The sequence below is a fragment of the Rhodococcus ruitaii genome, from assembly GCF_055230935.1.
The window spans coordinates 458837-471305 of sequence record NZ_JBUYWC010000003.1 but is presented as its reverse complement, the minus strand read 5'-3'; the positions used below and the strand labels follow the sequence as shown (position 1 = coordinate 471305).

Annotated in this window: 11 protein-coding genes; 1 reads left to right on the top strand and 10 read right to left on the bottom strand. The window is 57.1% G+C overall.

Annotation, left to right across the window (positions count from 1 at the left end; all coding sequences use genetic code 11):
- Nucleotides 1-160: 160 nt before the first annotated feature.
- A complete protein-coding gene (locus ACZI8W_RS05340) occupies nucleotides 161-1993 on the top strand; it encodes a DUF4012 domain-containing protein (RefSeq protein WP_463367443.1) in 1833 nt (610 codons plus the stop codon).
- 94 nt (nucleotides 1994-2087) lie between these two features.
- On the opposite strand, the gene ACZI8W_RS05335 is transcribed toward ACZI8W_RS05340, so the two are convergent.
- The 10 genes from ACZI8W_RS05335 to ACZI8W_RS05290 all read right to left on the bottom strand — a co-directional run bounded on the left by ACZI8W_RS05335 (nucleotide 2088) and on the right by ACZI8W_RS05290 (nucleotide 12447).
- Nucleotides 2088-3056, bottom strand: coding sequence for a GDP-L-fucose synthase family protein (locus ACZI8W_RS05335; RefSeq protein ID WP_463367442.1), 969 nt, complete (start codon nucleotides 3054-3056; stop codon nucleotides 2088-2090).
- The gene (gmd, locus tag ACZI8W_RS05330) at nucleotides 3056-4084 is read right to left on the bottom strand and encodes a GDP-mannose 4,6-dehydratase (protein ID WP_463367441.1); all 1029 of its coding nucleotides are present in this window, start codon (nucleotides 4082-4084) and stop codon (nucleotides 3056-3058) included. Before gmd ends, ACZI8W_RS05335 begins: the two co-directional genes overlap by 1 nt.
- Nucleotides 4085-4465, bottom strand: a complete 381-nt coding sequence (locus ACZI8W_RS05325; RefSeq protein WP_463367543.1) for a serine O-acetyltransferase — start codon at nucleotides 4463-4465, stop codon at nucleotides 4085-4087. It lies immediately after the preceding gene.
- A 188-nt stretch (nucleotides 4466-4653) separates the two neighbouring features.
- The gene (locus ACZI8W_RS05320; RefSeq protein WP_463367440.1) at nucleotides 4654-5454 is read right to left on the bottom strand and encodes a glycosyltransferase family 2 protein; all 801 of its coding nucleotides are present in this window, start codon (nucleotides 5452-5454) and stop codon (nucleotides 4654-4656) included.
- Nucleotides 5455-5495: 41 nt separating this feature from the next.
- On the bottom strand, nucleotides 5496-6590 hold the full coding sequence (locus ACZI8W_RS05315; protein ID WP_463367439.1) for a polysaccharide pyruvyl transferase family protein: 1095 nt from the start codon (nucleotides 6588-6590) through the stop codon (nucleotides 5496-5498).
- Nucleotides 6581-7588 (bottom strand): nitroreductase family protein, encoded by a 1008-nt coding sequence (locus ACZI8W_RS05310; protein ID WP_463367438.1) that lies wholly within the window; start codon nucleotides 7586-7588, stop codon nucleotides 6581-6583. The genes ACZI8W_RS05315 and ACZI8W_RS05310 overlap by 10 nt, the downstream gene beginning before the upstream one ends.
- 31 nt (nucleotides 7589-7619) lie before the next feature.
- Nucleotides 7620-8996: an oligosaccharide flippase family protein gene (locus tag ACZI8W_RS05305; RefSeq protein WP_463367542.1), complete on the bottom strand. Its 1377-nt coding sequence runs from the start codon at nucleotides 8994-8996 to the stop codon at nucleotides 7620-7622.
- Nucleotides 8997-9081: 85 nt separating this feature from the next.
- Complete coding sequence (locus tag ACZI8W_RS05300) at nucleotides 9082-10236, bottom strand: glycosyltransferase family 4 protein (RefSeq protein WP_463367437.1); 1155 nt, start codon at nucleotides 10234-10236, stop codon at nucleotides 9082-9084.
- 8 nt (nucleotides 10237-10244) lie between these two features.
- Nucleotides 10245-11012, bottom strand: coding sequence for a WecB/TagA/CpsF family glycosyltransferase (locus ACZI8W_RS05295; protein ID WP_463367541.1), 768 nt, complete (start codon nucleotides 11010-11012; stop codon nucleotides 10245-10247).
- 79 nt (nucleotides 11013-11091) lie between these two features.
- Nucleotides 11092-12447 (bottom strand): UDP-glucose dehydrogenase family protein, encoded by a 1356-nt coding sequence (locus tag ACZI8W_RS05290; RefSeq protein ID WP_463367436.1) that lies wholly within the window; start codon nucleotides 12445-12447, stop codon nucleotides 11092-11094.
- Between the last annotated feature and the right edge of the window lie 22 nt (nucleotides 12448-12469).

Here is a 12469-nt window from a genome sequence, read left to right as displayed (position 1 = left end):
GCCCGCCCCGACGGATCGCGGCTGATGCCTCCCAACACCGTTGCCACGATCGAACGCACAAAGTGTATCCAGGGTTAGCAAAGCTCACCACTTGAACGGACGGCCAAGTTGATGTCGGTTATCGTCTCCGCGGGAGAACCACGAAGGGGGCATAGGCCGCGTGAACAATGTTACCGGTGAGTCAGATTCGTCCGGAGGGCATCGCCGCAAGGTACGTCGACGCCTGTCCGACGACGAGATTGCCGCACGACGCAAGAAACGACTGCGCCTGCAGATCGGCTGCGGTGTGGGCGTTCTCGCAGTACTCGGATTCGTCGGCTGGCTGGGTTACGAAGGCTTGCAAGCAAAATCCAACCTCGAGAAGGCGCAGGATTTCGCAATGCAGGCGAAAGACGCGTTGCTGTCCGGTGATACCGACACCGCAACGCGCACGGCCGGCGACGCCGACCGCTACGCGCAGGACGCGCAGGGATCCGTTGATTCCTTCCCGTGGCGCGTGGCCGGCGCGGTTCCATGGCTCGGCAGCCCCTTCGACACAACTCGCCAGCTCACCACAATTGTGAGCGGTCTCACACAAGACGTTCTACTGCCGGCCGTCGATGCGGGCAGCGCGGTCTCTCCGGATCAGCTGATTCTGGACGGCGCGCGCATCAATTTGGCCGCACTCCGCGATGCCGCACCCGTACTCGAATCGACTTCCGCCGCGATCACTGACCTCGAGGCGCAGACGAAAGAAGTGGACGGTACGTACCTCGGCCTGATCGACGACGCCAGACTGGACCTGCAAGACCAAGTGTCTGAATTGTCTGGCCTGCTGAACAATACGTCGACGGCAGCGAAGATCGCGCCGGCAATGCTGGGTGCGGATGGGCCGCGCAGCTACTTCGTCGGGTTCCAGACCAACGCCGAAGCGCGCGGCACCGGCGGACTGCTGGGCGGGTTTGCGGTGGCCCAGGCCAGCGACGGCGCAGTGAGCATCGACGACGTCGCCAGCAACCGAGAATTGAAGTTCGACTACGAACCCCTCGACCTCGGGCCCGACTTCAAGCAGGCATACGGCCACAGCCGCGCTACCCAGGATTTCCGCAACAGCAATGTGAGTTCACATTTCCCGTATGCAGGCCAGATCTGGCAATCGATGTGGGAGCAGGAGACCGGTGAGCGCGTCGACGGGGCCATTGCGACCGACCCTGTCGCGTTGAGCTACGTGCTCGAGGTCGTCGGCGACGTCACTCTGCCGACCGGCGAGAAGATTACGGCCGAGAATGTGGTCGAATTGACCGAATCGACCGCATATTCCCGTTTTGGCGACGATCAGGCCGCACGCAAGGCCTATCTCGAGTTGGTCGCCAAGACGGTCGTCGAGAAGTTGACCGGCAGCATCTCGAGGCCGCAGGCCCTTCTCGAAGCGCTCGGGCGGGCCGCGAGCGAAGGCCGGCTTTCGGTGTGGAGTTCGGTGCCCGAAGAGCAGGAAGTACTTGCCGACACCGCGCTGGGTCACGTAGTTCCGGATGACCCCGCACCGTATGCGGGGGTGGTGGTAAACAACCTGGGTGGCAACAAACTCGACTATTACCTCGAGCGGGAGATCGAGTACACCGCGGGGTCGTGCGTGGGTGACACACGGGATTCGACAGTCACGGTTCGTCTTACGAATACGCTTCCACAGAATGACCACACCAACTACGTCGTCGGAATGTTCGATAACCCAATTGGTGCACCCGTCGGAACGAACCTCGCTGACGTTGCGCTCCTCGCGACGCAAGGAGCCAAGTTGAACAAGTCGACGGTCAACGGGGTCTCGGGCTTCGTATTCAACAGCAGCGAGCGCGGACACCCCATGTTCAACGCCCAGGTTCCGATCCCGCAGGGCGAAACTGTTGAAATCGTCTTTGAACTGACTGAACCAACAAACCCTGGCCCAGCGCAGGTTCCGGTGCAGCCGCTCGTCGACGAGCCGATAATCTCGACGAACGTGCCCCTCTGCAATTAGAACAGCGCTACAGAGGGAGGCTCAGAACACCCGCCAAAGCTTCTGGCCACGAGAGCGGCTCTCGTGGCCAGAAGTATGTGGACTTTGAATTTCCCTACGCACGAATCGCGTTGATGTTCTCCCGATACCATGCGATTGTCGAAGCAATGCCAGACCGAAGGTCGATCTGAGGTTCCCAACCGGAGTTCCTCAGTTTGGACACGTCCAGCAGTTTCCGCGGTGTGCCATCAGGCTTGCTCGTATCCCACTCGATTTCTCCTGAGAAGCCCACCTCATCAGCGATGATCTGAGAGATCTCCTTGATTGTCTGATCTTTGCCTGTGCCAACGTTAACCTGATCGGGACCATCGTAATGCTCCATCAGGTGTAGGCAGGCTGATGCCATGTCGTCGACATGTAGGAACTCACGGAGTGGAGAACCTGTGCCCCAGTTGGTGACAGTGTCGACACGATCCCGCCGTGCCTCATCGAACCGCCGGATCAGCGCTGGCAGTACGTGTGACCCTTCTGGAGAAAAGTTGTCGCCTGGACCGTACAGGTTTGTAGGCATCGCGGAGATCCAGGGGAGCCCGTATTCGCGTCGAACCGCCTGTACTTGAAGAATGCCCGCGATCTTTGCGATCGCATACGCATCGTTCGTCGGTTCGAGATGACCGGTGAGCAGGTACTCCTCTTTGATGGGCTGCGGTGCAAGCTTCGGATAGATACACGACGATCCGAGAAACAGAAGACGCTGAGTTCCGTATTCGAGCGCTGCATCGAGCACGTTCACCTGGATGCGCATGTTCTCGGATAGGAACTCAACTGGATAGGTGCTGTTCGCGAGAATGCCACCGACCTTGGCAGCCGCAAGCACTACATTGACTGGGCGACGTTCCGCAAAAAATGACAAGACCGCATCGCGATCCCTCAAGTCCAATTCGGACGACGACTTTCCGATCAGGTTCTGGAAACCTTCTTCTTCCAAGTGCCTCCAGATCGCCCCGCCTACGAGCCCCCGGTGCCCTGCGACATAGAAGGGTGCGCTTCGATCGAGCGGGGCAGGCACAAACACATCAGACATCAGTGGATCTCCCAGTCCGAGTGGGTGGGCTTATCGATCCATGGCCGCCCTTCGTGCGTCAACGCCTCAATATCGGCGTCAACCATGATTCGAGCAAGTTCGGGGGTATGCACTGTTGCCTTCCAACCAAGCTTCTCCTGAGCCTTGGTTGCGTCACCGATCAGTGAGTCGACTTCGGTCGGACGGAGGTATCGCTCATCGAACTTCACATGCTCTTCCCAGTTCAGGTCAGCGTGCTCGAATGCAACTTGAAGGAAGTCACGCACCGAGTATGGCTGGCCCGTCGCCAGAGCATAGTCATCAGGCTCGTCCGCCTGAAGCATCCGCCACATCCCCTCCACGTACTCCGGTGCATAGCCCCAGTCACGCACGGCATCAAGATTTCCCATGTAGAGGTACTGTTCAACGCCAGCTCTTATGCGCGCAACCGCTCGGGTGATCTTGCGGGTTACAAACGTCTCTCCGCGGCGGGGCGACTCGTGGTTGAAGAGGATTCCGTTTACCGCGAACAACCCATAGGCCTCGCGGTAATTCTTGGTAACCCAATAGGAATAAACCTTCGCCGCCCCATAGGGCGAACGCGGGTAGAACGGGGTCTCTTCATTCTGCGGCGGCGGCGTCGCCCCAAACATCTCAGAGCTCGATGCTTGGTAGTACCGGCAGTCAAGTCCCGCGAGGCGAACCGCCTCTAGCAGTCGGATCGAACCGATACCCGTCGTATTTCCCGTATGCTCTGGCTCGTCAAAACTCACGCGCACATGCGACTGCGCCCCCAAATTGTAGACCTCATCGGGTTGGATCTGGGAGAGTAGTGTGACGAGCCTAGCTCCGTCGCTAAGATCCCCATAATGCAGGAACAACCGTGCGCCGTCCTCATGCGGATCTACGTAGAGGTGATCAATGCGTGAGGTATTAAAGGTAGATGACCGCCGAATCAGTCCGTGGACTTCATACCCCTTCGAGAGCAATAGTTCGGCCAGGTATGAACCGTCCTGGCCCGTGATTCCAGTGATCAGTGCACGCTTCATTTAAGTTCCCTTCCGAAGAATTACTTCGCAATTGTTTTGATTCTGACTACCAGTAGATATCGGTCGAGCTGGATTCCCCACGACCGTAACGCCGTCAGCTACCGAGTCTAGAACAATCGATCCCGCACCCACCCGACTACCGTCACCAAGCGAGATATCGCCGAGGATTACGGCGCCGGCTCCCACCTCAACATTGTTTCCCAGTTGCGGTACCGGTCCATCATTCTCACGGCTGCCGATTGTAACGCCGTTGCGTAGTTTCACTCCTGAGCCAATGACACAATGGTCATTGACTACCAAGCCAAATCCATGGTAGATCGAAAGACCCGGCCCCACTGCCGTTTTGGGTCGAAGCTCCAATCCTAGTACAAATTCAGTCATCAACCTGTACACAATGATCAAGAGGTACGACCACTTACGTGGAGACTCCCTACGCCCCATCGCTGCCTGACATATCCGGAGCAAAACCAGAACAATTTGCGCTTTCGGATCACGCGGGTTCGCTGCGATATCAGCCTTGATGTACTTCATCAAGGAACGCGTGGTTGGCCACTCAGCAGTCAACAGATCTACCTCCCAACCTTTTCCTGGAGATTCCGTGCGATCCAACTCTTGAACGACCCCAGATCAGTACGAAGCCTCTTCTCAGGATCTAACGGGAGGAGCGCTTCATCGACACCGTCGCGAGCAAGTTCGAACCGGCGACGCGCCAAATCTGCAAAGCGTCCGTTGCGGATCACATACCCGAGCGGAACGGGACGCTCTGTACGGTAGTGCATATGTACCTCCGACAGGCACCGAACTCGGCGGTCGGCCAACTTGAGCAACAATGCATAGTCCTGAGCCCGTCTGCAGCGCTCGTCGTATCCACCAACGCGCCGAATCTCGGTTGCTCTGAACATAGCCGACGGATGAGGAATCGGCATTTTCATCGCTGCCTGCCGAGCAGCCACTTCAGAATCCGATGTAGGCCAGCGCCCTTCCAGCGGTCCTCCCCACTCACCGAACTCTGCAACCTGCGTCGCTAGAACAGCAATGTTTTTGTCAGTCTCCATCTCCGACACTTGCGTTTCCAAACGGCGAGGCAACGAGATGTCGTCCGCGTCCATGACTGCGATGTATTCGCCGGCTGCCCTACGGAGCGCGACGTTACGAGCGACACCAGATCCCGAATTCTCCTCCAACGCTGTAAGTGTGATCCGTGCATCCTGCGTGAACGCACGAACGACCTGGCTCGTCGAGTCAGAGGATGCATCATCAACTATGAGCAACTCCCAGTCCTCGAATGTCTGGCTCAGAATCGACTCGATCGCACTCTCCACCGTGTGCTCGTCGTTGTAGGTGGGCATGATGACAGAAACTCTCGGCATACGAACCTCCATCCTTAGAATTGCCGCTCACGCAGAGTGGTTCAACGGGCCAGTAACTCGGACACTTCTGCCCACATCAATTCAATCTGGTCAACGAGCGGCTTCTTGCTGCGGCACAACGCGTATGCGTCCGCGCCTTGAAGCTCCACCAGCCCGGCGATCGTTGAACTTCTGTTACCAGGGTCACGAATCCACTCTTCAACACCGAACTGCCGCAGTAGCTCACGGTATTTATGCGACCACGAATGCGTTACGACCGGGGTCTGGGTGCTCAACGCAGAGACAACAGCATGGTAGCGACCGGCAAGCACGAGCCGTGACTCACTGATGTAGCTCTTCGTCTCCCACCCCGTTAGGTCGGACAGGATCTCGATAGGAGTTTGGGCGGCGACGCTCTCGAGAATTGCGAGATCTTTGGAACCCTCATGCAAGAGGCCGATAACCTCGTACCCCTGTTCCTGCCCCCAACGAGCAGCTCCGGTCAAGCAGTCGAGGTAACTTGTTCGATCCGTGCGCTCAGCGAGATTCCAATTCGGAACGATTATCAGCCTATTCTTGCGTTCCTCCACGCCGGCTGCTGGCCCCTCGGCGATCGTGATATCCGGGCAAACCCGCACCCGAGTCTCATCAACGCCGAGGTCGACCAGGTGCTGGTAAGACACCTCCTCACGAGCAAATATCAGGTCGCACAGCCCTAACGCCTTTCTCGATACCGAGCGAACCGCTGGCTCCGAGAAGCCTCCGTACGCCTGCGGAAGGGCGATGATCTTCAGTCCTCGCCTCTTCCATTGCTCGTACTTCCGCATGACCCAACTTGCCGTGTGAGGCCCCCACGCGTCACCGAGCGCGAATCCAGAAGCGTCGAGGGCCCCCTGATAGGAGCGGAGGGTGGAGTATCCGCTGAAATCCACACTCGGAATCAGTCGATCGAGGCGACTGATCCGAGGGTTTCCCACGTATTCCTTGAGCCCAAGCTCTCCCCGCAGTTGACCGTCAACCTGGTGGACAGTTACCGCCGGGTCGAAACCCATCGCTTGCACTCGAGCTGTCGCGGACCGGAGCAGCTGCTCCGCACCCCGATTGCCACGAGATGCGTCTCGAACCTCGGCACCACTGATCAGAACATTCATCGCCATTGCACTACTGTCCTCACATCACGCTTATGACTACGCGGAACCAACTGATCTGGAATTCCGTAACCGATCGCAATTAGCATCACGATTCTCTCGTCCGGCTCAAGGCCGAGAAGGCCCTTCATCTCAGTGTTCTTGCTCCTCAGCTCCGGCCAATTGATACAGCAGGTATTCAAACCAAGCCCCTCGAGCGCCGTGATGAACCCCGAAGCGAAAAGGCCACCATCTACGTAGATCGCGTGCCGATCCCGCTCATGTTCATATCCTCGATGTTGCCCGATCAGTACGCCGATAGCAGGAATTTGATGGGCGAACCCTGCAGTGCCCATCGGCACGGCGGCGACTTTCCCGCGCAGCTCCTCGTCATCTACAACCAACAAGCGAAAGCTCTGTCGGTTACACGCGCTCGGCGCAGTAAGGCCTACCGCTGCTGCCTCCTCCACGAGCGTGCGTGGCACAGGATGGTCCTCGAACCATCTCACGGATCTCCTGTGGAACGCTATACGTGTGAAGCCCGAATAGCTTTCGCGAGCATCATTGAGTCGCGGCTGCTCGTATGGACTCAACTCAAAGTCGATTTCCTGCTCATTGTCGGCATCGGCGGAGTCCCAGTGTACAAGCCATGCATTGCGTGCCCCGATAACCCTCGTGTCATCCGAATTCTGGGTAGCCTCAAAATAACGATTCAATACATCGACGGCCCATTTCAGCTCACCGGGGTCTTCGTTCTCCAGTTTCGCACGAAAGCTTTCAACGGTGCATACAACTCTGCCGATGTAGTCTGCGGCGAATGTCTCCCGACGCGGACGAGAGATTAGGCCCTTCTCGAGACGATGCACCGAACGGCGGAGGAACATGCGATTAGTGTCACTTCGCTCCGACTCAAAATGCCGCCGCATTCCTGAAGAGACCGCAGCCTGCTCCTCGCGGAACGCGCCATTCAAGTAGAAATAATTCGGCGCCCCGACGATTCGTGGGAGCCAACTAGAAGCAAACAGCAATGCCGATCTCCTAATTGAACCCAAGCGACGCCTAGCCATTATGAGTTGAGACATTATCCACAACCTTCCTGCCAATCAACGAGCGATTTATCGCCGGTGCCAACCTTGAGGAACTCGATGCGACAGAGCCAACCGAGAGGATCAATATGTCCCGCCCTCTCTGAGTGAAAAGGAAAATTAGGTACGTAGAGATCGAATAGCTGAGCAGTGCAGCAAACACTGCACCCCAAATTCCGTAGAGCGGAATTAGTATTATGTTGAGCATGATGTTCGCAACCAGGTTCACCGCATTGCTCGCAAGGCTGTATCCGTAGGCGCGCTCGATCAGTAAGAATTTGCTAATCAGTTGCCGCTGGAAGATTGGGATGGTGGTCAACGAATACAGTGCAATCAGGCTTGCTGCCACCTCGAATTCAGGGCCATACAGCAGTTCAATCACGCGTGGTCCGATCAAGACTAGGACGACGGCAATTCCAAACCCAACCGCAAATATAATCCGAGCCACAGCGGCGGATTGACGCCGATAGCTGTCGGCCTCGAAACTGGACTTGACAAGAGGGTTGAAAGAGACAGTGGTCATCGCGACTGCCAAAATTGTTGCAGCCTCCACAAAGCGGCTAGCCGTCGAATATTGACCTGCAGCAGCCGCACCTAATAGTGCTGTAACGACGAAGATGTCGCTTCGCATCGCCAATGCCGATGCGATTGACGACAGCCACAGATTTTTCAACTCGTTGATTTGCCGCAGTCCTGCCTTAAGCTTACGGATACTTGCGCATAGTAGCCTCTTGGAAACTCCCGATCCACGAACCAAGCACAGTTGCCAAAAAGCTGCTTCTAAACCCTGCATAGCAATAACGAGCGCGTACTCCCCTGAAGCTGCACCAATCACTTTAGGAACACCGATAGCCGCAACTACGACGATACGTCGCACGGCAATATAGGTAAATCTACTCCGACTCGTCCAAATCAGCTCAGGAACATCGAACGTGCATATCGCGTAACCGAGAAAGAACATCACGAGTGCAATAGCGCTGGCATCGCCAGACCCGAAGCCCACTAGCACGACAGCAATCCCGATGATGTAGATCACGGGGATCAGGATCAATCTCGCCGCAACAATCACCTCGATAGCCTGTCTTGGTTCGTCTCCGGCGGTCAGCAGTTTATGGACCGCGGCACCTGACAGACCCCCGATCGAAACCGATTGCAGAACCGCTACAGTGGCGAGAAGAACTGAGAAAGTTCCCACTACGCTCGGGCCGAGCGAACGGCCGAGAAATATTGTGACAAGTAGAATACTAAGCGTTCGGAACACGTTCGCGAATGAGAGAGAAAATGCCGACGCAGCCGAACGAGCTCTGCGACCTGATCGACTCGCGGTCCGAAGCCGATGTCGTCCAGTCACTTGATTCGCCACCCACGGTCGAGTCCTCGCCACTCACGTAGCATCGGTCTAAACCAAGAAGAGGGCGTACCTGTAATCGAATACGTCATGTACGTGGCCTCAAACGTACTATTTGGTCGTATATGCTCTCTATTCTGGCCAACCAGGCCGACTCTGTGAAAGTACGGGAATACAGAGCACCTGCGGCACTCCGCGCAGTGCTACCGCCGGACGCGATATCGGAAATCGCTGACGAGAGGGAACTCCCGTCGTGGTCCGCGGTAAAGACTCGGCCGGCACCACCATGCGTGAGTTCGTTCGCCGCAGAGCAACGGTCCGACACGATGACTGGTGTCCCTGCTTCCAGTGCTTCGAGGGCCACGGTCGGTATTCCTTCCGACCACAGGCTCGGAAGCACCAGGCCCCGTGCCGATCGTATGATCGACCGAGCGCGCTCCGCATCGACTTGTCCGTGATACCGGAAGCGACTCGGCTCCGCCTCGGCAGCCTGTGCGACTTCGCTCTCGAGCGGTCCGGTACCAGCGATCTCCAGGAGTCGATCATGCGGCCAATGGTCAAGCAGCCAGCTGATCCCCTTCTCCGCAGTGAGTCGCCCTACCACGGCCCAGCTTTCTCCGACAGGTGCCGAACCGTGAACCCCACTGGTCGCGAAGTTCGGTACTAATTCAACGTTTGGGCCGGAGACCAGCCTGCGGAAGCGCTCCTGCGCCTGCGTATTCAGCGTGATAAGCGTCCGTGCGTTCTGAAGGACGGGTGCATGTGCCCCTGAGCGACGCGAGCCAAACGCCAGTGGCATCGTGGCAAGAGTCGAGTCCCTGTAGCACTTGTTACGTACCGCAGCAAGCGCTGTGGACTGCAGACAATCGTCACAATCATGGCCGTCACGCCAGAGAATTCCCGACGCGCATACAGTTCGGTAGTTATGCAAGGTTGCGACCAAGCGTGAACTCCACCTCCGGGTCCACCGCGTCGACCAGTTCGGAAATAGGTTGTGGATGTGAACGACATCCGGAGAGAAGAGTTCGAGTTCCCGGTTCGGATCCTGCCCCGAAAGATTCGCAGCTCGAAGGACAGACTTGATCGAGTAGAGTGGTTGTTCTTGTTCAATATCGGTATGTTTCGCGAAGAGCTCGACCTTGTGGCCTGCCCGTTGTAAAGCTTCGATTTGCGCAAGCACGACAGTGTTCTCACCGCTAGGTGCCGCGCTGGAGTAGAAGCTATGAACAACACCGATACGCACGACTGATCCTATTTCTCAGATTCGACAACTGCAGTGTAGAGAAATCTCGCGTTTCCGAATACGTACCTCTTCCAGAGCCGGCGAGGCTCGCTCGCGAAGCGATAGATCCATTCAGTTCCCGAATTTTGCATCCAGAGAGGCGCCTCGCGAACAGTGCCCGCCAGGAAATCGAACGCAGCGCCGACCCCAACGCAAGGCCGTCCCAGGCGCTTCGCCAACTGTGCAGCAACATAGTCTTGTTTCGGAGTGCCCAGCCCGACCCAGATCAGATCAGCCTCGCTCTCTTCGATCCGTTCGTAGCAGTCCTGGATGAACGCATCCGTCAACGGAGCAAACGGCGGAGCGTAGGTTCCCGCGATATCGATATTGGGATATTTTTCGGACATCGTCGCACTGAGGACTGACAGCGTTTCATCGGTGGTACCCAAGAAAAAGTTGCTAAGACCGGCGCCCGCGGTCAACGCAAGAGTGTCGGCGAATAGGGATGGTCCACGCACTGTCGATGGGGAGGAATCACCCGAATTTCGGGCTTTCATAAACCACGCAACTGGCGTACCATCTGGGAAGTTAATTCCCGGCCCATTCAGTAGATTTGCGTATATTGCGTCCTTCGATGCGAGAGCCACGCAGTATGCATTCGATAGCCTGACCGGAACTGGGTCTCGACGCCTCCCAGCATCCAGAACGATATTTACCGCCTCCGGCAGACTTGCAGGGTCAAAGGGCACCTTGCCTACGCGTATTCTTTCCTGTGAGCGATTTCCGAGTTGCGACATGCTTTCCTCATGGATTCGATGATCGATGGCGGGTTTCACCGGAGTACCGGTATAACGGACTCGGTATAACGGACTATTATCAGGATTTGCGTTCCAAGTCGTTGCGAGTTCCAACACCGACAGCACGATATTCCCATCCTGCGTCGAGCCACCGATTTCGGTTCAGGCAGTTTCTTCCATCAATTACGCTGCGCCGACGCACGACCGATTGAAGATCGTTCGGGTCTAGTTCGCGGAATTGCGTCCACTCGGTGAGCACCAAGACCGCATCTGCGCCCGCACATGCGTCTTCTACGCTGGTGGCGTACCCGAGGGTGGGAAATATCCGGCGTGAGTTTTCTGTCGCCTTCGGATCGAATACGCTCACCGACGCACCCTGAAGCTGAATCTGCCCCGCAATATTCAATGCAGGCGAATCTCTGACATCATCCGAATCCGGCTTGAAGGCCGCGCCCAAGACAGCAACGCGGGCGCCAATCAGCGATCCCCCAACCGTATCTCGCACTTGCTCAACCATCCGCGTCCGCCGGCGCATATTGATGTTGTCGACCTCCCGGAGGAACGTCAGCGCCTCATCAGCTCCAATCTCACCCGCGCGGGCCATGAACGCACGGATGTCCTTGGGAAGGCAGCCGCCCCCGAAACCAATCCCTGCATTGAGAAAACGCCGACCGATACGAGCGTCATAGCCAATCGCGTCTGCAAGCATTGTGACGTCCGCTCCCGCAGCCTCACATACTTCTGCCATCGCATTGATGAATGAGATCTTGGTCGCAAGGAATGCGTTTGCTGCGGTCTTTACCAGCTCAGAAGTCGCCAAGTCGGTAACCAAGAGGGGCACCCCCTCCTCGAGAAGTTGGCTGTAGACCTCGCGCGCAACCTCCTCTGCCTGTCCACGAATCTGCGGATCGATACCCAGGACAAGACGGTCAGGATGTAGCGTGTCTTTCACCGCGAACCCCTCACGAAGGAACTCCGGGTTCCATGCAAGTTCAACCTGGGAGCCGGCCGGTGCCAAATGCCTCGCGCGCGCTCCTAGTCGTTCGGCTGTGCCAACCGGAACCGTTGACTTGCCGAAGATGACCGAACGCCCTGTGAGCAGCGGAGCCAGGGTTTCGATAACAGCGTCGACGTAGGTGAGATCGGCAGCAAACTCCCCCCTCCGCTGCGGCGTACCAACTCCGATGAAATGAACGTTGGCGAACTCGGCAGCCTCCTGGTATGAGGAGGAAAATCTGAGGCGCCCATTCTCCAGGTTCCTCTTGAGAACCTCCTCCAAACCAGGCTCGTAGAATGGAACCTCACCTGATTCGAGCTTCGCAAGCTTGGAAACATCGACATCAATGCCCAGTACCTCATGCCCCAGTTCGGCCATGCACGCGGCGTGCGTCGCCCCCAGATACCCGGTACCGAACACAGCAATACGACAACTCATCGGAAACGCTCCGGTCTTCTCT